We start from the raw sequence: 24,286 nt of genomic DNA, 5'->3' as shown, positions 1-24,286 counted from the left end.
TCTTATCACCTTCAAAAAGGCCTGATGATAAATTCTGTCATCAGGCTTTTTTATTTGAATTATGTTTTGTTCTATCCCATCTTGATAGCAACAATACCGGCTAAAATCACTAAACACGCCAATAGCTGTTTACGGTTAAATTGCTCTTTTAACAGATAAACAGATAAGATCATGGCAAATAACACGCTGGTTTCCCTTAGTGCAGCGACAAGCACAATAGAGGCATGACTCATCGCCCATATCACTATGCCATAACTTACCAATTGCATCACGCCACCAAAGAAAGCTGGCTTCCAATAATCCTTTATCTTGGTTTTTAAATGTTGGCGATAACGAAGCCAAGCAAGTAAATACATTGCGATGCCATTTAAAAAGAAGAGCCATAAAATATAAGCAAACGGTGTTTCACCTACACGAGAGCCATTACCATCAGATAGGGTATAACTTGCGGTAAATAATGCGGTAAGTAGCGCAAAAAAGAGTGCATCTTTACGTAAATTAAACTCTGCTATTTTTCTACTACGTGAGATAAGGATAATACCCAAAATGATAAACAAAATGCCAATGAGTCCAGCAATAGGTAGTGTTTCATGGAAGAGAAAAAAACCAAGAAAAGCAGTCATTAATGGCGCACTGCCACGAGAGATAGGGTAGACCTGATTAAAGTCAGCTAGGGTATAACAGCGACTTAAAGAGAGTGTGTAACCAATATGAAATAAAACAGAAAGAATAAGCCATTTCCAAGCACCGGCATCAGGGAGCCCAACCCAAAACAGGGCGGGTAGAGTTACAGCACCCGAAAAAAAAGTCAGTAACGAGATCCCTAAAAATCGATCACTACCTACTTTAACTAACGCATTCCAACATGCATGAAAGATAGCAGCAAATAAAACGGCAATAAAAACAGTAATCGACATATTGATAGAAACCTTAATGTAACGAGAGTATTCACTATCTATAGGACAATAACACAATGGTTAAATAGTGAAACATGCAACATTTTCTTTTTATTTATAATTGCGGGGTATATTTTAATATGAAGAATAACATTAGCATTATTTATGTAGATAAGAAAAATTGATACTTTTGATCTATTTTGTTGATTGGTGTTAATTATTAAATTAGATGCTTATTTTTGTTGTTTTTTAAATAAAGTATTATTAAATCAATATGATAAAAATAACTTTTATAAATCTACTTTTATTCTATTTTTTTCGATATTTTGTTGATTGACGACGATTATTTGCTTTGTTTTTCTTGATATTTTCTCTTTATTTCGGAAATATCGATTTATTATCCATAAATAATCTGTTTTTTACGAATTCATAATTAGCATATTATTAACAAAATTAGTAATTTTGAGGTTAATATTATGACGGCAATTATTAGACAATTTTTGAGATTAGAGGCATCAGGCGGTATTCTTCTGATTATTGCTGCTATTATCGCATTGATTATGGCGAATACACCTCTAAGTGCTTTGTATAATGAGTTTTTATCTATTCCAATTATGATCAAATTCGGTGCATTCGAACTTGATAAACCATTATTACTTTGGGTAAATGATGCCTTAATGGCGATCTTTTTCTTAGTAGTCGGATTGGAAGTTAAACGTGAATTAAAAGAAGGCTCTTTGGCTCAGCGTGATAGAGCCATTTTCCCTGCGATAGCCGCAGTAGGTGGTATGTTAGCACCCGCATTGATTTATTTGATGTTTAATCATGCGGACGCAATTGGACAGCAAGGTTGGGCAATTCCAGCGGCAACCGATATTGCTTTTGCACTGGGGGTTATGGCGTTACTGGGTAAGCGTGTTCCTGTCGAGTTAAAAGTCTTTTTGTTAGCGTTAGCTATCATTGATGACTTAGGTGTGATAGTCATTATTGCGCTCTTTTATTCAAAGAGTATTGCATTAATGCCTCTCGCTTTGGCAGGTTTAATCGTGATTGCTCTGGGCATAATGAACTGGCGTAAAGTGGGTAATACGGCTGCTTATTTAATTCTAGGGTTCATCTTGTGGGTGTGTATTTTAAAATCAGGTATTCATGCAACGATTGCAGGTGTGATTGTTGGATTCCTTATCCCATTAAGAAATAAAGAAGGTGATTCTCCTTCTGAAGAATTAGAGCATGTGCTACACCCTTGGGTTGCCTATTTTATTTTACCGCTGTTTGCATTTAGTAACGCAGGGGTTTCTTTAAATGGCGTAACGCTTGATGGCATGTTATCTGCCTTACCGTTAGGTATCGCGTTAGGTCTATTTTTAGGTAAGCCGATTGGAATTTTCCTCTTTAGTTGGGTTTCGGTAAAACTAGGCATTGCAAAATTACCAGATGCGATTAATCTTAAGCAAATATTTGCAGTATCTGTGCTATGTGGTATCGGTTTTACTATGTCTATCTTTATCGCAGGGTTAGCATTCGATGGTGCGGATGAAGCTTATAATACCTACGCTAAACTTGGTATTTTAGTCGGTTCAACAGTAGCCGCTGTTGTGGGGTATTTGTTACTTCATTCTGTTTTACCGAAGTTAAAGACAAAGTCAATATAGGGAAATTTATTACGGATTTGAGTTTCTCAACACAATAAATACCGAGCTATATATTTAAACCTACGGTGCAATACAGTGTATTGTGCCGTAGGTGTTTTTATGAGGATTGGGTGCAAGGAAAGCCAATCGCAAACTAATGCGTTATTACATAGTCTGTGTATGAAGCACAGAAGTTGAAAGGAAGATAACTATGCGGGTGTCACATCTCAATTTTAACCATCTTTATTATTTTTGGCATGTGTGTAAAGAAGGCTCTGTTGTGGGTGCAGCGCAAGCGCTGTATCTGACACCTCAGACAATTACAGGGCAAATTAAAGCATTAGAAGAAAGATTGGGTGGCAAGTTATTTAAACGCCAAGGAAGAGGATTAGTTCCTTCAGAATTGGGTCAGCTCATTTTTCGTTATGCCGATAAAATGTTTATGCTCAGCCAAGAAATGCTGGATATCGTCAACTACAGTCGTGAGTCGAATTTACTGTTTGATGTCGGTGTTGCTGATGCGTTATCAAAACAATTAGTCAGTCGCGTATTAGAAACGGCTGTCATTGATAATGAGCAAATCCATTTGCGTTGTTTTGAATCTACTCATGAACTATTACTAGAACAATTAAGTCAGCATAAGCTGGATATGATCTTATCAGATTGCCCCGTGGATTCGTCACAACAAGAAGGTCTGTTCTCTGTAAAACTTGGCGAATGTAATATGAGCTTTTTTTGCAGTCATCCGCTTCCTGAAAAGCCGTTTCCTGAATGTTTAGAAGAGCGAAAGCTCCTCATTCCAGGGCGTAGATATATGTTAGGTCGCCATTTATTAACGTGGATACGTAATAAAAACCTGCAAGTAGAAATATTGGGTGAGTTTGATGATGCGGCATTAATGAAAGCATTCGGCTTAAATTATAATGCTATCTTTGTCGCGCCTTCACTGTATACCGACGAAACTTTTGCTCATAGTAATATCGAAGAGATTGGGAAGCTTGATACGGTAAAAGAAGAGTACTACGCGATTTTTGCAGAGAGAATGATCCAACATCCAGCGGTTCAACGTGTTTGTAATACTGATTTTTCAGAACTCTTTAATGGAGATAAAAAGAGCGTTGTAAACCCATAAAGTGGTTGCGGTTAAAAAGTAGAAAATAAAAAACCGGCATAAGCCGGTTTTTTATAACACAAGAAAGCAATATTACATTGCTTTGATTTGTGCTTGCAGATTAGCTTTATGACGTGCAGCTTTATTCTTGTGAATTAAGCCTTTAGTTGCCTGACGGTCAACAATTGGTTGCATGTCATTAAATGCTTTTTGTGCTGCTTCTTTATCACCTGAAGCAACTGCTGCGTATACTTTTTTGATGTAAGTACGCATCATAGAACGACGGCTTGCGTTGTGCTGACGACGCTTTTCAGACTGAACCGCACGTTTCTTAGCTGATTTGATATTAGCCAAGTTCCAACTCCCAAATATATTCTAGCGAGGACAAATACAAAGGTGAAGGAATATGCCTTTTCAACCTAAGTTTGTCAATGGATTTATACAAAATTAGCGTCGTTGTACGCGACACTTGTTTCGTTGTGATGGCGCAAGATTTTATCAGTTAAGACGGGTAGAATACAGTCTTTTGAGTGAAAAAATCATCAAAATCGTGTATATGAGTAATAAATAATAGATTCTAATAGGATCTATGCTTGATTTTATGCGATTTTATAACCAAGAAGTGAGTGATAGTCCATTTTTTGTTTGATGTGAGCAATCAAATTTAAGAATAACAGTGAATCGACTTGTCGAGATATTACTCATCAATAAACATTGATATATTGGGTTACTCTCAAGCCTTTGACAAGGTATAATCCAATAATTTCCACGGTATTGAGCCAGTTATGGAGCTAATTCGCGGTATACAAAATATTAGAGCGCTACACCACGGTTGCGTTCTGACAATTGGGAATTTTGATGGTGTCCATAGAGGCCATCAGGCATTATTGAAACACTTGAAGCAAGAGGCATCGCAGCGAGGATTACCCACGGTTGTGATGACATTTGAGCCTCAGCCACTTGAGTTCTTTTTACCAGAAAAGGCACCAGCACGTCTGACTCGTTTACGAGACAAGATTAAGTATTTAGCTGAATGTGGTATTGATTACCTTTTGTGTGTCAAATTTGATAAACAATTTGCGGCACAAACACCGGAAGAATTTGTTTCATCACTGTTGGTGAATAAATTAGGGGTGAAGTTTCTTGCTATTGGTGATGATTTTCGCTTTGGCAAAAATCGTGAAGGTGATTTCCATTTTTTACAACAAGCCGGTGTTAGATATGGATTTGAAGTCGCTAATACTGAAAGTTATTGCGATAAAGGATTGCGTATCAGTAGCACTGCGGTACGAGAAGCGTTGTTCAATGATGATTTAGTTCTTGCTGAATCACTACTAGGACACCCTTACAGCGTTTGTGGGCGTGTTGTTCATGGTAATGAATTGGGTAGAACCATTGGTTTTCCGACAGCCAATATTCCTATGAAACGCTTAGTTGCACCAGTTAAAGGCGTTTATGCCGTTGATGTCTATTTATCAGATAATCAATCACCTTTACCCGGTGTGGCAAATATCGGAAGTCGTCCTACTGTACAAGGGAAGGGCGTACAATTAGAAGTGCATTTAATCGACGTTAATATGGATTTATATGGACGTCGTATTGATGTTGTGTTACGAAAGAAATTACGTAATGAACAGCGATTTGCATCATTGGATGCATTGAAGCAGCAAATCGCAGATGATGTGGCTACTGCTAGGGATTTTTTATCGCAGCGGTCGGAGTCATAAACTAGCGGAAAATTGGAACTGAGAATCGAATGAGTGACTATAAAAATACCCTGAACTTACCAGAAACAGGGTTCCCTATGCGCGGGGATTTAGCAAAGCGCGAGCCAGAGATGTTATCACGTTGGTACAAAGAAGGTTTGTATCAAGCAATTCGTCAGGCTAAAAGTGGTAAGAAAACATTTATTTTGCACGATGGCCCTCCATACGCCAACGGCAATATTCATATTGGTCACTCAGTAAACAAAATTCTCAAAGATATTATTATTAAATCCAAAGGGCTGTCAGGCTTTGATTCTCCGTACATTCCAGGATGGGATTGTCACGGATTACCTATCGAACTAAAAGTTGAACAAATCGTAGGTAAACCAGGAGAGAAAATATCTGCAGCGCAATTCCGCGAGGAATGCCGTAAGTATGCTTACGAGCAAATTGAAGCACAGAAAAAAGATTTTATTCGTTTAGGTGTTCTAGGAGATTGGGAAAAACCTTATCTCACTATGGATTACAAAACCGAAGCGAACACTATTCGTGCGTTAGCGCGTATCATCGCAAATGGTCACCTGTTAAAAGGGGCTAAACCTGTTCACTGGTGTACTGCGTGTGGTTCATCGCTGGCAGAAGCTGAAGTTGAATATTACGATAAAACTTCACCGTCGATTGATGTGCGTTTCACCGCCGTTGAGCCAAGCGCAGTTGCCGCAAAATTCCATGCAGTAACAGATAAGCCTATTTCTTTGGTTATCTGGACAACAACACCGTGGACATTACCTGCTAACCGCGCTATCGCATTAAATGCTGAATTTAATTACGCATTAGTCTCTTTTAACGATGAATGCGTGATTTTAGCCGCTGATCTTGTTGAAGGCGTAATGAAGCGAATTGGCGTAACAAGCTGGGCTGTTTTAGGCGAATGCAAAGGTGCTGATTTAGAGTTATTGCGCTTTAATCATCCATTTATGGGCTTTGATGTACCTGCAATTTTAGGTGATCACGTTACTTTAGAAGCGGGTACAGGTGCTGTGCATACTGCACCAGGCCACGGCCCTGATGACTTTGTTGTCGGTCAAAAATACGGTTTAGAAGTGGCAAATCCTGTTGGGCCTAATGGTTGTTACTTGCCGGGCACTTATCCAGCATTAGATGGCGTTTTTGTTTTCAAAGCAAATGATGTCATTGTTGAGCTGTTAAAAGAAAAAGGTGCTCTGTTACATCACGAAGCCATGCAACACAGTTACCCATGTTGCTGGAGACATAAAACGCCAGTTATTTTCCGTGCTACACCACAATGGTTTATTGGCATGGATAAAAACGGTTTACGTCAGCAATCATTAAAAGAGATCAAAGGTGTTAAATGGATCCCTGATTGGGGTCAAGCACGTATTGAATCAATGGTTGAAAACCGCCCTGACTGGTGTATCTCTCGTCAACGTACTTGGGGCACGCCAATGTCTCTGTTTGTTCACAAAGAGACTCAAGAGCCACATCCACGTACTTTAGAGTTGATGGAAGAAGTCGCAAAACGTGTTGAAGTCAGCGGTATTCAAGCATGGTGGGATTTAGATATCTGTGAAGTGTTGGGTGATGAAGCTGACGATTACATGAAAACGCCAGATACACTGGATGTTTGGTTCGATTCAGGATCAACACACTCAACAGTGGTTGATGCGCGTCCTGAATTCCACGGCAATTCAGCAGATATGTACTTAGAAGGCTCTGACCAACATCGTGGTTGGTTTATGTCTTCACTGATGATCTCGACTGCAATCAAAGGCAAAGCGCCTTACCGTGAAGTTTTAACACACGGTTTTACCGTAGATGGACAAGGCCGTAAAATGTCTAAATCCATCGGTAACACAGTAAGTCCACAAGATGTAATGGATAAGCTGGGTGCTGATATCCTACGTTTATGGGTTGCATCAACAGATTACACTGGTGAAATCGCCGTATCTGATGAAATCTTAAAACGCTCGGCTGATACTTATCGCCGTATTCGTAATACTGCACGTTTCTTCTTAGCGAACTTAAACGGTTTTGATCCTGCAAAACACCAAGTTAAGCCAGAAGAGATGGTTACGTTAGATCGCTGGGCAGTAGGTCGTGCGAAAGCAGCACAAGCTGATATCTTAAAACACTATGAAAATTACGATTTCCATAATGTTATTCAGCGCCTAATGCAGTTCTGTTCAGTAGAAATGGGTTCTTTCTACTTAGATATCATCAAAGACAGACAGTACACTGCGAAAAGCGATAGCGTTGCTCGTCGTAGTTGTCAAACAGCGTTATTCCATATCTGTGAAGCATTAGTTCGTTGGATGGCGCCAGTTATGTCATTCACAGCAGATGAAATCTGGAATGAGTTACCAGGCGAACGTGCAAAATATGTCTTAACTGAAGAATGGTATACCGATTTATTTGGCTTAGATGCGTCAGAAACCTTAAATGATGACTACTGGGCTGAATTACTTGCCGTTCGTGGTGAAGTCAACAAAGTATTAGAGCAAGCACGTACAGATAAACAACTGCGTGGCTCTTTAGAAGCATCAGTAACTCTGTATGCAGATAAAGCTTTAGCAGATAAGTTAAATGCGTTAGGTAACGAACTGCGTTTTGTTTTATTAACTTCTCAAGCGAAAGTGGCAGATATTAATGAAGCGCCAGAAACAGCATTAGCTTCTGATATGGCGGGTTTAAAAATCGCCTTTAACAAAGCAGACGGCGAAAAATGCCCTCGTTGCTGGCATTATGCGACAGACATCGGTCAAGTAGCGGAACACGCTGAATTATGCGGACGCTGTGTTACTAACGTAGCCGGTAACGGTGAAGAACGTAAGTTTGCTTAATTAATGAAGAAAACACTTTGCTCTACAGGTTTACGTTGGCTATGGCTAGCCGTCGCCGTAGTGGTGTTGGATTTAGGAACGAAACAGTATTTCATGCAGACATTTCGTCTGTATGAATCTGTTGCCGTGATGCCTTTTTTCAACTTCACTTACGCCCATAACTATGGTGCTGCCTTTAGCTTTTTAGCAGATAAAGGAGGATGGCAACGTTGGTTTTTTGCACTGATTGCATTGGCAATCTGCATTACTTTATTGGTAATGATGTATAAAAACAAAGCGAGCGCTAAGCTAAGTAACGTTGCTTATGCGCTAATTATTGGCGGAGCATTGGGTAATCTCTCTGATCGTCTGATCCACGGGTTTGTCATCGATTTTCTTGATGTTTATATTGGAGATTGGCATTGGCCTACCTTTAATATTGCTGATATGGGGATTTGTATCGGTGCAGGGCTTATCATTATTGAGAGCTTTTTCCCTGATAAAAATGTCAGTCCTCAAGATACAAAAAAGCAAAAGTAATCAGACAAGAAGTTAACTAAAATAACCCCTGCCTTATGGCGGGGGTTACGCTTAATAGAAGGTATTAGTATGGTTATGCAGGTACTCAACGACAGCGCAGTGTTGCTGAATTTCACTTTAAAGTTAGCAGATGGCTCTGTTGCTGAATCTACACAAGCGCATGGTAAACCCGCTCTTTTTCGTTTAGGTGATGAAAGTTTATCGCCAGCCTTAGAAGCTGAATTATTGGGATTATCAACGGGAGATAAAAAAACTTTTACGCTTGCGGGTGAACATCTTTTTGGTAAATACAATCCTGACTTGATCCAATACTTTATGCCTTCTGACTTCGCAGAGTCTGGTGTGCCTGAGGCTGGCACTATCATGCTATTTACAGCAATGAATGGCAGTGAAATGCCAGGCATTGTAAGAGATGTCACTGAAGATTCTGTAACTGTTGATTTTAATCATCCGTTAGCGTCAGAAGAAGTGACATTTGATATTGAAGTTGTCAGCATCAATCCTGAGGAGGAAACAACACATGCAAATACTGCTGGCTAACCCACGAGGCTTTTGTGCGGGTGTTGACCGAGCTATCAGCATTGTTGACCGCGCTCTGGAAATCTATGGCGCACCTATTTATGTTCGTCACGAGGTCGTTCATAACCGCTATGTCGTTAACGACTTACGTGAACGAGGTGCTATCTTTATTGAAGAAATTTCAGAAGTACCCGATAACGCGATTTTAATTTTTTCAGCTCATGGTGTTTCTCAAGCTATTCGTCAAGAAGCTCGCTCACGTAATTTAACAATGCTTTATGATGCAACTTGTCCACTCGTAACCAAAGTGCATATGGAAGTGGCAAGAGCGAGCCGTAAAGGCAAAGAAGCTATCTTAATAGGTCATGCAGGACACCCTGAAGTTGAAGGCACTATGGGACAATACAACAACCCTGAGGGGGGAATGTATTTAGTTGAGTCGCCTGCTGATGTGTGGAAATTAGAAGTCAAAGATGAAGATAATCTTTGCTTTATGACCCAAACAACGCTTTCTGTTGATGATACATCTGAAGTGATTGATGCTTTAAATGCACGCTTCCCCAAAATTATTGGGCCTCGCAAAGATGATATCTGCTACGCAACAACCAATCGCCAAGAAGCCGCAAGAGAGCTTGCTGAAAAAGCGGATGTTGTATTTGTCGTTGGCTCTAAGAACTCATCAAACTCTAATCGCTTAGCGGAGCTTGCACAGCGTGCAGGTAAGCCTTCTTATCTGATCGATAGCTTTGAAGATATTGATGAGTCATGGGTGGCTAATGCAAATATTGTTGGCGTTACAGCAGGGGCTTCAGCACCAGATATTTTGGTTCAACAAGTATTAGAACGTTTAAAAACCTTTGGTGCTGATGACGTAATTGAATTATCAGGGCGTGAAGAAAATATTGTTTTTGAAGTGCCTAAAGAGCTTCGCCTAGATTATAAAGTTATCGAATAATCTCACTTAAATGTGATAGTGAATTTAAAAAGCAGAGTGAATGACTCTGCTTTTTTTATGTATAAAGTAAAGTTAAATGAATAATCATGCTGTTCATCTCTTTTACTGATAATGACTACGGTTTTGTGTGTTTTTCTTATCTCGAACGTTAAATGCTGGCATCAAGTGGATGACATCGTTAATCTGTAAACAATAAATAGAGACAATAAGTATTGTTAAGGAGAAATTGAGTTATGTCTGCAAAAGAACTTCGTCTTGCCGTTGTTGGTGCGGGTGGTCGTATGGGGCGCCAATTAATTCAGGCAATTTCTCAACAAGAAGGAACCGTTTTAGGTGCTGCTTTTGAGCGTACTAATTCTTCATTGATTGGTGCTGATGCTGGAGAATTAGCGGGTATTGGGCATATTGGTGTCACAATCACCGATAACTTGCTGTCTCAAGCGAGTGAATTTGATGTGTTAATTGATTTTACACGCCCTGAAGGCACGCTTTCTCATATTGCATTTTGCGTAGAACAGAAAAAAGGCATGATTATTGGTACGACAGGCTTTGATGATGAAGGTAAAAAAGCCATTGAAAATGCCGCCAAAATGATCCCAATAGTGTTTGCTGCTAACTTTAGTGTTGGTGTTAACTTGGTGCTTAAATTACTTGAAAAAGCGGCGAAAGTGATGGGTTCTTACAGTGATATTGAAATTGTAGAAGCGCACCATCGTCATAAAGTTGATGCACCATCAGGCACAGCATTAGCAATGGGAGAATCTATTGCAGATGCGTTAGGCCGTGATCTTAAAGAGTGCGCAGTTTATGAACGTGTAGGACATACTGGAGAGCGAGATCCTCAAAGCATTGGTTTTGCCACTATTCGTGCAGGTGATATTGTGGGAGAACATACTGCAATTTTTGCCGATATTGGTGAGCGTGTAGAGATAAGCCACAAGGCTTCTAGCCGAATGACATTTGCAAATGGCGCAGTTAAGGCTGCTATTTGGTTAAAATCCAAAAAAACGGGTCTTTATAATATGAAGGATGTTCTTTCATTGGAAGATTTGTAGTTTTTAAAAAATGTAATTTATTGAAAACTCATAACTATTTTTATAATTATGAGTTTTTTTATGTTTGTTTTATAAATTATTTTATAAGGTTTATTTTTATATCTTATCTCTATTTTTTCTCTGTTTTTTTCTCTCTAAAAAGAATAAATCATCTATTTTTCCTATTTAAACTCTAATTTTAAATTATCTTGGTAAGCAAACGGTTAAATTTGTAAGATTGATTATATAAATTGTCACTTGGCTAACTAAATTGCTAATGACTGATATTTTTTTAATTAAAAAGGTGTTTTTTCTAGACATCTGCTCGTTCGATCTTTAGAATGCGCCCAATTTGCCAAAAATTTGCCCAATTTTATGTTTTTGGCATTGATTTAGAGTCTTAAATCTGAATTAATATGCATGAAATGTGATTTATTATTCTCTGGAGGGCGTTTTGATTAAATCAGCTATACTGGTTCTAGAAGATGGGACCGAATTCCACGGCAAGTCGATTGGCGCAGAAGGCGCCGCTATCGGTGAAGTCGTTTTTAATACTTCAATGACCGGTTACCAAGAAATATTAACCGACCCTTCTTACTCCCAACAAATTGTTACTCTCACTTATCCCCACATTGGCAATACCGGCGTTAATCGTTCAGACGAAGAATCAGAAACAATCCATGCTCAAGGCTTAATTATTCGCGACTTGCCATTAGTGATGAGCAACTATCGTGCTGAAGAAACGTTATCTGATTATCTTAAACGTCATAACATTGTTGCGATTGCGGATATTGATACACGTAAGTTAACGCGTTTGCTGAGAGAAAAAGGCGCGCAAAACGGTTGCATTATCGCAGGCAATCATCTTGATGCTCAACAAGCTCTCGAAAAGGCCAGATCATTTCCTGGTTTAAAAGGAATGGACTTAGCAAAAACGGTGACAGTGAAACAGCCTTACCAGTGGACTCAAGGAAGTTGGACGCTAGAGAATGAATTAACAGAAGCTAAATTAGCGACTGAGTTGCCATTGCATATTGTGGCGTATGATTTCGGTGTAAAACGTAATATTTTACGTATGCTGGTGGATAGAGGATGTCGCGTTACTGTTGTACCTGCTCAAACGTCAGCTCAAGATGTTTTAGCCCTTTCGCCAGATGGTATTTTCCTTTCGAATGGCCCCGGAGATCCAGAGCCCTGTGATTATGCCATTAACGCCATTCAAACCTTTTTAACCACTGATATTCCGGTATTTGGTATCTGTTTAGGGCATCAGCTATTAGCATTAGCTAGCGGTGCAAAAACCATCAAAATGAAATTTGGTCACCACGGTGGTAATCATCCTGTTAAAGATTTAGATAAAAATACGGTGATGATCACAGCGCAAAATCATGGATTTGCCGTTGATGAAACCTCTCTTCCTGCCAATTTACGTGTGACACATAAATCTCTATTTGATGGTTCTTTACAAGGTATTCATCGTACAGATAAACCTGCATTCAGTTTCCAAGGCCACCCAGAAGCCAGTCCTGGCCCTCATGATGCGGCACCTCTTTTTGATCACTTTATCGAGCTTATCGCGCAATATCGTCAAAACCTGCAATCAGTGACAACAAAATAAATCAGGAGCGAAAGAAAATGGCTAAAAGAACAGATATCAAAACAATCCTGATTTTAGGTGCTGGGCCTATTGTTATCGGACAAGCGTGTGAATTTGACTATTCAGGCGCTCAAGCATGTAAAGCCCTACGTGAAGAGGGATATCGAGTTGTTTTGGTAAATTCAAATCCTGCAACCATTATGACCGATCCTGAAATGGCCGATGCAACGTACATCGAGCCTATTCACTGGCAAGTTGTGAGAAAAATTATTGAAAAAGAGCGTCCTGATGCAGTGTTACCAACAATGGGCGGGCAAACAGCCCTGAACTGTGCGCTAGAGTTAGAGCGCCAAGGTGTTTTGGCTGAATTTGGCGTTACCATGATTGGTGCAACAGCCGATGCAATTGATAAAGCAGAAGATAGACAACGCTTTGATAAAGCGATGAAAAAAATTGGTTTAGATACTGCTCGTTCTGGTATCGCTCATAATCTTGAAGAAGCTTTTGCCGTTGCTGAACAAGTCGGTTTCCCTTGTATTATTCGCCCTTCATTCACGATGGGCGGAACCGGGGGCGGGATCGCCTATAATCGTGAAGAATTTGAAGAAATCTGTACACGAGGCTTAGATTTATCACCCACTAATGAACTGTTAATTGATGAATCATTAATTGGTTGGAAAGAGTATGAAATGGAAGTGGTACGCGATAAAAATGATAACTGTATTATTGTCTGCTCCATTGAAAACTTTGATGCCATGGGCATTCATACGGGTGATTCCATCACTGTTGCACCTGCACAAACACTGACCGACAAAGAATATCAAATTATGCGTAATGCCTCGATGGCAGTATTACGTGAGATAGGTGTTGAAACTGGCGGTTCGAATGTTCAGTTTGCCGTTGATCCTAAAACCGGGCGCTTGATTGTTATCGAAATGAACCCTCGAGTTTCTCGTTCATCAGCGCTTGCATCTAAAGCAACAGGTTTCCCAATTGCAAAGATCGCCGCTAAATTAGCCGTGGGTTATACCCTTGATGAGCTAATGAATGATATCACTGGAGGGAGAACGCCAGCTTCTTTCGAACCTTCTATTGATTATGTTGTGACAAAAATTCCTCGCTTTAACTTTGAAAAGTTTGCGGGAACCAATGACAGATTAACAACACAAATGAAATCTGTCGGGGAAGTCATGGCGATAGGTAGAACACAGCAAGAGTCGATGCAAAAAGCGTTACGTGGTCTTGAAGTTGGCGCAACAGGTTTTGATCCTAAAGTTGACTTAGATGATCCTGAAGCATTAACGAAAATTCGTCGTGAACTAAAAGAAGCGGGTTCTGACAGAATTTGGTATATCGCAGATGCTTTCCGTGCAGGGTTATCGGTCGATGGCGTGTTTAATCTGACTAATATTGACCGCTGGTTCTTAGTGCAAATTGAAGAAATTGTACGTCTTGAAGAAAAAGTGGCAAAAGTGGGCTTAAAAGGCTTAACCGCAGATTTTTTACGCCAGTTAAAACGTAAAGGCTTTGCTGATGCGCGTTTAGCTAAGGTACTCAATGTAAAAGAACAGGCTATTCGCCAATTACGTGAGCAATATCAACTCCATCCTGTCTATAAACGTGTTGATACTTGCGCCGCAGAATTTGCCACCGATACCGCTTATATGTACTCGACTTATGAAGAAGAGTGTGAGGCGAACCCTCATCAAGATAAGCCAAAAGTGATGATTTTAGGTGGAGGGCCAAACCGTATTGGTCAAGGAATTGAATTTGATTATTGTTGTGTTCATGCGGCACTAGCACTGCGTGAAGACGGTTACGAAACCATTATGGTGAACTGTAACCCAGAAACGGTTTCAACAGATTACGACACCTCTGACAGACTCTATTTTGAACCTGTCACATTAGAAGATGTACTTGAAATTGTACGAATTGAAAAACCGAAAGGGGTGATTGTGCAATACGGCGGACAAACTCCGCTAAAACTAGCCAGAGCGCTAGAAGCTGAAGGCGTGCCAGTTATTGGTACAAGCCCTGATGCTATCGATAAAGCAGAAGATCGTGAACGTTTCCAAAAAGCGGTGGATAAATTAGAGCTTAAACAGCCTGAAAATGCCACTGTAACCGCGTTAGAAGAGGCTGTAGAAAAAGCACAATTGATTGGTTATCCGCTGGTGGTTCGTCCTTCTTATGTACTTGGTGGACGCGCAATGGAAATTGTTTATGACGAAGTTGATTTACGTCGCTATTTCCAAACTGCGGTTAGTGTGTCAAACGATGCGCCAGTGTTGTTAGACCGTTTTCTTGATGATGCGATTGAAGTCGATGTTGATGCGATTTGTGACGGTCAACAAGTCGTGATTGGTGGCATTATGGAGCATATCGAACAAGCGGGTGTTCACTCTGGTGACTCCGCTTGCTCATTGCCTGCTTATACCCTAAGCCAAGAAATTCAAGATGTGATGCGTAAACAAGTACGCGCACTTGCGTTTGAGCTTGGAGTCAAAGGGCTAATGAACGTACAATTTGCGGTGAAAGGTAACGATGTTTATCTTATCGAAGTCAATCCTCGTGCTGCTCGTACTGTTCCTTTTGTCTCAAAAGCCACAGGTGTGCCATTAGCGAAAGTCGCTGCGCGTGTCATGATTGGTCAAAGCCTTGAAGAGCAGGGAGTTACAAAAGAAGTTATTCCACCTTATTACTCTGTAAAAGAGGTGGTTTTACCTTTCAATAAGTTTGCAGGTGTCGATCCTATTTTAGGGCCTGAAATGCGTTCAACAGGTGAAGTGATGGGCGTCGGTGCAACCTTTGCTCAAGCCTTTGCTAAAGCGATGTTAGGCAGCAGTTCTACCATGAAGAAAAAAGGCAGAGCGCTTCTTTCTGTGCGTGCTGGTGATAAAAAGCGAGTTGTTGATTTAGCAACTAAATTGCTAAAAAGTGGATTTGAGTTAGATGCGACACATGGCACTGCTATAGTGTTAGGTGAGGCGGGAATAAATCCACGTTTAGTGAATAAAGTTCATGAAGGACGACCGCATATTGAAGATAGAATTAAAAATGGTGAGTATGACTATATTGTCAATACCACTTCAGGTCGCCAAGCCATTGAAGATTCTAAAATTATTCGTCGTAGTGCATTAAGATATAAAGTCCATTATGACACGACATTAAATGGCGGATTTGCGACAACGCTGTCATTAACAGCGGACCCTACAGAAAGTGTTATCTCAGTTCAAGAAATGCATAAAAAGATAAGTAAATCTTAAGATTTACTTATTATTGTAATAATGATCCCGAATATGAGGAGACTTGTATTCGGGATTTTTTATTTTTCTATTTGATATAAAAAAGATAGCCCCAAATAAATTTATTTGGGGCGAGTGCAAAACAAAGAGATGGGTGCGGATCTTTTTTTCAAGTAAGGAGTCAAGAAAATAAAACAAGTTAATTTCTTTGTTTTAGCGGGTTGATTTTGTCTTTTTTTGTCGCTTGAGTCAAGAGGAAATTATTTTACGATGCTGAGTAACATATTGTTTTAATTGATTTAAATTTGTTATTTACTACGGGTAAGGTATAGGGAATAGAGAAATTTCTGTTACTATATTGGCGGGTGCTTGGATCATTTTGGTTCAAGCATTTTGCAAGAGCCAAAAAGAGAAAAGCCCCGAATTCTATTTTCATAAAATCCGAGGACAGACTCAAACATCAACAACTTGATTCTGTCTCCTTTTCCGAAAGGAGTCAATGAAATTGACGAAAATAACCTTATTTGGCATTACGGTTATCTGTGTGACTGTTCTATGTTTTACAATAATTGTAGGCGAACGATTATGTTCACTTAACATTAGTAATGGAAACACAGTCGTTCAAGCTATTTTGATGTGTAATAAATGGCTTGGTTGGGGGGAGGTTTTCTCCCTCCCAATTTTTTCTTCAAGTTGTCAGAGTTTTGGTACAAGCACCCTATTATCTGAAATCAATGCGATCCAAATTGTGGGGGTAATGGGGGGATTTTTCTTAGGAGGCGCAGGAATGATGATATTAAGCGATACATTAGAAAAACAGCTTTAAATTAATAAAGAGCCTCGAGAGGCTCTTTATGGTTAATCGAATGATTTTAACTAAAGTTGGCTAATTTTCGTTATATTATTTTGTGATGGATTACCATCTCCATCCCAATTAACATGTTGTTTAAACTCATATGTTTTACCTGCGATAGTGACAGAGGTAATTAACGTTGCATTACCATGATGGGCAGAAGCACCGGCACCACTCCCCCAACATTCTTCTTCTATTGCCAGTGAATGACTATTAGATGGGAAACGTTGGTTCTCAATTATAGATGTATAAGTATCTTCATCGTTGTAATCGACTGAATCTCGAGTAGAATCGCCTTGTATATCAATAAGTTTGTGAGATACCGTGACTGGCTCAAAGAAATCACTTGCGTGGTTTCCTAATGTAAACATCGGCCTTGCAATAACATGAACTATATCATCCAATTTACTCATTCTACATGAATTTCTCGGCACACTAGCATTATTAGTATTAATAAATGAAATAGAGCCGTTTAATTCTAAATCCATATACCTAGGATGGATCGGTTTTACATCTAGTGGATAATAAACCGCATATTGTCTACCTATATTTGTACTTGGATCATGATCGTGAATGTCAAACACAATGACTTTGATTTTAAGTTGAGTACTTTTAAATAAATTTTTATCAAGCTTAAATGAGCTAGTGATGTTGGGTCTACCAAGAAGCTGATTTTGGTCATAAGCAAGGATTTGACTGGTTTTTTGATTTCCATCCCATAATTCAAGATTAACTGCATAATCACTTGCTGCTGTATCTGGCGGTAACCAAGAAAAAGTTAACGAATCATCTTCATAAACAGGAGTCCAATTTATCGATATATTATCATGAGGTATGATTTGTGCCTTTTTATTGTTATCAACCCTTCGTGTTACTGAGTTAATAGTGATATGAGGTACTTTTCTGACATCGACAGAATAAGAACCTTGAGATTGATAAAAGTAATCATTTTCTTTTGATGTCAAAATGATATCTGTTTTACCTGGATTGACTTTAACAATAACCCCACTTTCTTTTATTGCTACAATATTAGGATCTTTTGCTGACCAGGTACCTAGAGCTTCTTTAGGCAATGGAATTGTTGGTTGTTGTACATCAATATTAGTATCCATTTCAGATAAAATAATGTCTTTTTGTGCAAAAGTGATTTGGAGTGTTCCTTTACCTTGCTCGTAATCCACTGCCACTGCATCTGCTAGAAATTGATCAGTCGCATCACTTTTGATGTGTATTTTTGTTTTGCCTGGTTTTACTTCTGTAATAGTGCCTTGTGTATCAACGGTGGCTACACGTTGATCATCACTGATATAATACAAAGGAATATTTTTTACGTCTGTATTGCCAAAAGTGGCGTTAACGTTATGCACTACTCCATCATTCCATACCGATTTAATCGTACCCGATGACGCTAATTGCAAAATAGGTTTCGCTTTTTCAATGACTAAAGGATAACTACTTTGCGCTGGTTGATATTGATCATTACCTGATGTTTGTAATGTGATAACTGCAGTACCCGCTTTTTTCATCGAAATACGACCGCTAGTTGTATCAATAGAGGCAATAGTCGGATCGGAACTAGACCACATCATATTAATATTATTAGGTAATCCTGTATAACCTAGTGCGCTGATTGGTGCTGAAGCGTAGGTTTCTTGTTGGATTTGTTTGTCAAAAATAATATCAGGTTTAGGAATAGTGACTTTAATAATAACGGGTTTAGCAACAGCGATCCCTTCAGCTTCTGCGGCTAATGTAATATCTGTTTTAACATTAGAAGTTAGTTTGGTTTGATATTGACCATTTCCTAATGGTTTTAATGGATTATCACTAAAATGCGCAGTACCCGTTGTGGCTGTTAAGCTAACCGTTTTGCCATCAATCGTGTTGTCATATTTATCAACTAATTTTACTGTTAAAATAGCTTCGTCTTTATCATCGCCGCCAATAGACTGGCGACTTGTTGTCAGTGTTGACTTATTGGCATCAATATCTGCAGGGAGCACAGTCACATCTTGAATTGGCTTATAGTTGCTTAAATCAAGATAAGCACTCATCTTGATGATACCCGCAACATGGCTAGTTACTTTGGTTTTTGCGACACCTTTAGCATCTGTATAGGTACTAAAATCATAATCATCAGCTAAACCTTGTAATTTCCATGACACAATAACGTTTGGCAAAATATTATCATTAGCATCAACAATAGCTGCTTGATAATTAACGCCTTTATCACCTGCAATTATGCTCGTTCTATCCACATCAACAGATTTTACTTGCCATGTTGTTGTATCGGCACGAAGTTGTAAGGTTTTTTGCTTTTTAAAATCAACGCCATTGATATTGACACTTAACTGCGCTGAGCCTGATTTTTTTCCTGTTGCTTCAATTTCATAATGGCCAGGAGAGACTTGTTTCGCTGGGCTAAATACAATGGTTGGGTTATCCGATATTCCTTTCACTTGTTGATCTGGCAGAATATTACCGCCTTTATCTTTAATGATTAAACTCAATAGGGCTTTTTCTTTACCATTAGCTACGATATTCGCTGGGATTAATGTGATTTCTGAACGGTTTTCATCAACATCATCCGCGACAAAGTTAACATCTTTAGCGTGATAAATACCTGATTTTAAAACCACATTAACTTTAGCTAACCCAGCAGGCCCTCGTGTTAATTTTGTTTGGGTAACGCCTTTATCATCTGTAAAAGTCAATGCGGAGCTTAAGACACTGACATTGTCAGATGTCCATGTGACAGGCGTATCTTTACTGACTGGATTATCATATTTATCAATTAAATAAGCGGTATAGGTGATAGTGTCTCCGGCTTTAGGCGTTAGATCACTGATAACAATATCACGCACTTTGGCACTGATATTATCTGGAATAACGGTCAATGAAACCGATTGAGTTAAGGTGACACCGCTAATGATGGCATGAATTTGCGTTGTACCCATTTTTTGTGCACTGATTGTGGCTTTATAAACACCTGTGCTGCTCTCGGTAAATTTACTCTCTTTAATATTAAGCTGAGTAGAATATTGAAGTTTAATATCATCTTTCAATCCAGGGAGTAAATTCCCTTGATTGTCTTTTGCAATGACCGTAATTTCGGATTGATCATAAGTCCGAGTACCATCCCCCGCTGTAATAATGGAAGGGGAAAGAGCAAGTGTTGAGTGCGTTGGGGATATGACATCCGTTGTAAAGACAATGTCATGATCAGCTTCAAGAAACTCTTGCGCATCTAGCATAGCAGTGACTTTTGCTACACCTGCTTGTGTGCTTGCCAGCGCAATCTCTGCAACCCCATTTTTATCTGTTTTACTAATTGGTAATGGTGAAAGTTGACCTAATGATGTTTGCCAACCTACCGTAATGCCTTCCATGCTTGGGTTGCCTTGCTTATCTACAATATGGGCTTTAATAACGACACTATCTTTCCCATTTGCAGTGACAGTATAAGGCGCAATGACATTAACTGATTGAATCATGGCATTTTGTGTATCAGCAACAAAACCAAGAGGTTGTGTTAATACAAATGGATTCGCTGCACCATATTTTGCTGTTATCTCACTAATACCTTCTTTTTTTCCTTTAACCTCAAATTGATAAAGTCCGTTATTTTTATCAATAACATTACTGAATGTAATAGTGGGATTATTGCCACTAAGACTGATATATTTTTCTTGTTTAGGAACTGGGTTATCAAATTGGTCTTTTAATTCGACTGTACCAGTAGAGATACTTTGTCCATTAGCCACGATAGTTTGCGGATCCAATTTAAAGTGGCTATGGTTTTTATCTACTTCCCCAGGTTTAAATAAAAGATTAATTGATGCGCTTTGATTGTTATTTAGACGGCCAGTTAATGTTACTGCCTGTGCTATTTTTCCTTTTATTGCGACTTGTGCATTACCATGAATATCTGTTTTTACCATTTCTCTATTTGGATGATTGGGTGATGCATTCCAAAAAACAGATTGTTGGATTAACGGATTATTATTAGCATCAACGACATGTGCTGTGACGGTAATAGTGTCATTATCATCAGCAATGGCTTCTGTTTTATTATTAGCCGATAAAGAAATTGTTGCACTCTTTGGATCAGAAATGGCGTTTATTGTGGTCTGTGCTTTATTCCCATTTTTAAGTGAAGCAATGGCGGTAATAGTTCCCGCTTGAGCGGTATTAATCGAAATAGCTGTTTCACCTTGTTGGTTAGTTTTTGTCTCTTTTTGATTTGCTGTTCCACCGTTAATATCCCAATTGACGGTAACGTTAGGTAATTTATTGCCGAATTTATCTTTTACAACTGCGGTTAATATGGCTTGCTCTTTATTATCCGCAATCAATTGGGTTTTATTAGCGGTTAAGGTAATTAAACCTTTCTGGTTATCAGCAATAAAAGTAATAGGTGATGCATCCAGTGACCCATTACTGATACTGGCAGTAACAATAACATCAAAGGCTTGAGTACTGGTCACTGTAGTTTGAGCGATACCTTGGTTATTGGTGGTTGAAACTTCATTAATAGAAACAATCTGTTGGTCACGATTAGTCGACCAAATGACTTTTGCATTTGGCAAGATGTTGTGATTGTTATCTTCAACGACCGCGGTAAAGGTTACTGCTGTTTTACCATCAGCAATATAAGGTTTTGCCGATGGCGTTAATGAAATAATTTTACCGTTGGATAGATCGGCAATAAATTGCGTTGTCTTTTTGGTGACTATTTTATTAACTAATGCACTTACAGTGGTTGTGCCTGATATTTGGCTGGTCATCGTTGTTGATGCATTACCTTGATTATCAGTCAATAATTCAGTTTCTTTGAGCAGGGCTTGGTTATCAGCAGATAATTGTATTTTAGCGTTGGGAACAGGATTATTGTTTTTATCAATAACATTGAAAGCAATATGTTTTTCATCTTTTCCATTAGCGAATGAACTGTTTGGATTGATGGTAAAGGTATTTATTTTTGCTGAGTTAATATCGGCAATAAAATCAACATTGGTTGAATAGGTGATTTTTTTAACGCTAACACCAATCATACTTTTACCAATATGGGTATTGGTAATAGGAACAATGATTTTACCGTCTGAGTCTGTATTGGTTTGCTTGATTATCGTTGCGCCATTATCGGCAGTAAATGAGACTGGATAGTTAGGAATTCTATTCGCATTAATATCAGTCACAATAACTTGTATTTTATTTTGGCTTTTACCATCAGCAGGGGCATTATTTTTGATTACGGTTAATCCCCCTTTTGCAATAATGGCGGAATGTGTATCAGCGACAAAAGTGACTTGTGCTTTATTAAATGTGTTATCCCTAAATTTAGGTGTTAATGTCACAATTTCAGGAGAACTTCCCGCGGTGACAGTGATTTGATATTTCCCTGTATCTATTCGGTTGAAATTGGAAACTTTGCTACTACTGGTAGGGTTATCAGATTGAACCTGTAGTGAGAGTTCTTTGAGATTGATATCAACAGGAAGATTATCATTATCTAAAATTGATAAAGTCAGATTTTGTGCAGAGTAATTGTCTGCGGGCAGTTGTGTGGCTTTCGGCGTAAATTGGCTATTTTGTGTATTGATAGCGGATTGATCAACTATAATTTGACTTTGTACGGGATCAGAACGATTACCTTGTTCATCAATAGCAACAGCACTTATTATGTAGCTGTTTTTTTCAGCTGAACCTGAAATATGACGAGGAAGGATTATCGAGTAGTTAAGATTATTATTATGATTAATTTTACCCCCATTGGCGATTAAGCGACTTGCTGACCACTCAATCTGTTTAACGGGATATTTTGAACGAACTTGTACACCTAAATCTTTTTCTTCTTTTGCGTAACCGTTAAGGGTTGGATTCATTGAAAGGAAGACTAAGGTTTTCTTTTTATATTCCAAAACAATGTCATTATTTCTATCAACAAAATCATAGCGATTTCCCGACATTAAACGCATTGCTCGCACATTATCTGAATTGAGCTGTGAAGCGATTGATTCACCAAGGCGATACTGGATATTTACGTCAAATTTATTATCACTATTGTCATTTAAACCAAAACGACGTTCAGCGCCAAAGGTAATTAAAGGCACTGGTGTATAAGTTAATCCCGCAGTATAAGCGTGGGGATTTTCTTGGCGATTATCCTTGCCAAATAAACCAACTTCTTTACCATAATATTGCTCAAAAATAAGCTTTGCACCTAATTGCGGATAAGCAGGTAGATAGCCCTCGGTTCTAATATCCCAACCATTTGCAGGTCGTTCATTATAATCCATGACATCATCGGAAGTGCGCCAGTTGGATAAGCGATGATAGTGGTTTGCACTCAGTTTAAAGTAATCTCGCCACACTTCGGCACCTACACCAAAGCGACTGTGATAGCGACTTAAGTCATAGTCATAAAAGGCATTAAGACCCACCATAAATTTATCAGTAAAATGCCGGTAACCAATCCCTTGGTTTAATTGGCTACGAGAATCTTTACGGTGATAACTGGTTTGAGAGAAAACTAAGTTTTTTTCTTGATCGTATAATGGGATCAAGAGATCTGCTGAGCTATTTTCTAATGTGAAATTCTTATCAGTAGAAAGGGATACACGAGCATGGCCAAATTGATTAAGCCACTGTTCTATTTGTTGATTGGCTTTACTTGAAACTCGGCTTATTGCGTATTGAGTTGCATCAGTATCTCTATTTAATAAAGATGAATTATCGACAATAATCTGTGCCAGTTCTTGCCCGTTAGTTGAAGGGAACGGAATATCTTGATTATTATTTAGCCATTTTTTTGTTAATAAAGGCTCATCGGGGATATTAAGTGTCATGCCCGCCTTTATTTTTAATTTACCCACTAAAGAGACATAATCAGGATTAGCTTCTATAAGTTTAAATAATTTTATATTAAATTGCTTAGCGATAGATTCAGGTGTATCTCCTACTTTAACCTGATAAGTTTTCTGTTTTTTTAATAAATTAATAGCCTGTTTTTCTTGGCTGTTTCCATTAGCAAATACATTGGCTGGAAGGGTTGCTGAGATAGGAAATGCCAGTTGAATAAAAATATTAAACCAAGCAACTTTCTTTGTAATAGAAGAGAGTTGAGGCGTTAGTCCACTTTTAAATTTTGTCATTTTTAAACTCACCGTAACAAATAATGATGAGATTCTCGTATTTATAGATGTTTTAGATATCAGAAAGTGAACTTGAATTAATTAATTATTCAATATATAAAAATAAATGATCAAAAAAATAAAATAAGTTTAGAAATAAAAATTGAAAAGGAATTTTAGGTATAAAAAAGCCAATAGAAATAAATACTATTGGCTTTTTTAT

14 protein-coding genes are annotated in these 24,286 nt (G+C 38.6%); 11 read left to right on the top strand and 3 right to left on the bottom strand.

Annotated features, from left to right (window positions below):
- Positions 1–71: 71 nt before the first annotated feature.
- Complete coding sequence (locus tag ACNARN_RS05310) at positions 72–917, bottom strand: DMT family transporter (RefSeq protein ID WP_198629933.1); 846 nt, start codon at positions 915–917, stop codon at positions 72–74.
- Positions 918–1,372: 455 nt separating this feature from the next.
- Between ACNARN_RS05310 and nhaA the strand changes: the two genes are divergently transcribed.
- Positions 1,373–2,551 (top strand): Na+/H+ antiporter NhaA, encoded by a 1,179-nt coding sequence (gene nhaA, locus ACNARN_RS05305; RefSeq protein ID WP_196532345.1) that lies wholly within the window; start codon positions 1,373–1,375, stop codon positions 2,549–2,551.
- A 190-nt stretch (positions 2,552–2,741) separates the two neighbouring features.
- A complete protein-coding gene (gene nhaR, locus ACNARN_RS05300) occupies positions 2,742–3,662 on the top strand; it encodes a transcriptional activator NhaR (protein ID WP_196532344.1) in 921 nt (306 codons plus the stop codon).
- 72 nt (positions 3,663–3,734) lie between these two features.
- Here the strand turns inward: nhaR and rpsT are convergent, their stop codons facing one another.
- Positions 3,735–3,995 carry a 30S ribosomal protein S20 gene (gene rpsT, locus ACNARN_RS05295; RefSeq protein ID WP_004248964.1) on the bottom strand — a complete coding sequence of 87 codons (261 nt, stop codon included), beginning with the start codon at positions 3,993–3,995 and terminating at the stop codon, positions 3,735–3,737.
- A gap of 431 nt (positions 3,996–4,426) precedes the next feature.
- Here rpsT and ribF point away from each other — a divergent pair, with 431 nt between their 5' ends.
- The 9 genes from ribF (at position 4,427) to ACNARN_RS05250 (ending at position 16,903) form a co-directional block, all read left to right on the top strand.
- Entirely contained in the window at positions 4,427–5,368 is a 942-nt protein-coding gene (gene ribF / locus ACNARN_RS05290) for a bifunctional riboflavin kinase/FAD synthetase (protein ID WP_416304218.1), read from the top strand.
- Positions 5,369–5,397: 29 nt separating this feature from the next.
- Positions 5,398–8,208 carry an isoleucine--tRNA ligase gene (ileS, locus tag ACNARN_RS05285; RefSeq protein WP_416304217.1) on the top strand — a complete coding sequence of 937 codons (2,811 nt, stop codon included), beginning with the start codon at positions 5,398–5,400 and terminating at the stop codon, positions 8,206–8,208.
- A 3-nt stretch (positions 8,209–8,211) separates the two neighbouring features.
- Positions 8,212–8,727, top strand: coding sequence for a signal peptidase II (lspA, locus tag ACNARN_RS05280; RefSeq protein ID WP_109371833.1), 516 nt, complete (start codon positions 8,212–8,214; stop codon positions 8,725–8,727).
- A gap of 69 nt (positions 8,728–8,796) precedes the next feature.
- Positions 8,797–9,267, top strand: a complete 471-nt coding sequence (gene fkpB / locus ACNARN_RS05275) for an FKBP-type peptidyl-prolyl cis-trans isomerase (protein WP_075673711.1) — start codon at positions 8,797–8,799, stop codon at positions 9,265–9,267.
- Entirely contained in the window at positions 9,248–10,201 is a 954-nt protein-coding gene (gene ispH / locus ACNARN_RS05270) for a 4-hydroxy-3-methylbut-2-enyl diphosphate reductase (RefSeq protein WP_109371829.1), read from the top strand. Before fkpB ends, ispH begins: the two co-directional genes overlap by 20 nt.
- A gap of 233 nt (positions 10,202–10,434) precedes the next feature.
- Entirely contained in the window at positions 10,435–11,256 is an 822-nt protein-coding gene (gene dapB, locus ACNARN_RS05265; RefSeq protein WP_349442729.1) for a 4-hydroxy-tetrahydrodipicolinate reductase, read from the top strand.
- Positions 11,257–11,689: 433 nt separating this feature from the next.
- Entirely contained in the window at positions 11,690–12,853 is a 1,164-nt protein-coding gene (gene carA, locus ACNARN_RS05260; RefSeq protein WP_416304216.1) for a glutamine-hydrolyzing carbamoyl-phosphate synthase small subunit, read from the top strand.
- Positions 12,854–12,870: 17 nt separating this feature from the next.
- A complete protein-coding gene (carB, locus tag ACNARN_RS05255) occupies positions 12,871–16,098 on the top strand; it encodes a carbamoyl-phosphate synthase large subunit (protein ID WP_198632077.1) in 3,228 nt (1,075 codons plus the stop codon).
- Between the two features lie 478 nt (positions 16,099–16,576).
- Complete coding sequence (locus ACNARN_RS05250) at positions 16,577–16,903, top strand: Hok/Gef family protein (RefSeq protein ID WP_409281765.1); 327 nt, start codon at positions 16,577–16,579, stop codon at positions 16,901–16,903.
- Positions 16,904–16,953: 50 nt separating this feature from the next.
- On the opposite strand, the gene ACNARN_RS05245 is transcribed toward ACNARN_RS05250, so the two are convergent.
- Positions 16,954–24,084 (bottom strand): Ig-like domain-containing protein, encoded by a 7,131-nt coding sequence (locus ACNARN_RS05245; RefSeq protein WP_416304215.1) that lies wholly within the window; start codon positions 24,082–24,084, stop codon positions 16,954–16,956.
- Positions 24,085–24,286 lie beyond the last annotated feature (202 nt).

Source organism: Proteus sp. TSJ240517 (genome assembly GCF_047921575.1).
Lineage (GTDB): Bacteria > Pseudomonadota > Gammaproteobacteria > Enterobacterales > Enterobacteriaceae > Proteus.
Note: the sequence above shows the minus strand (reverse complement) of the source record. Positions and strands in the feature narration are given on the sequence as shown.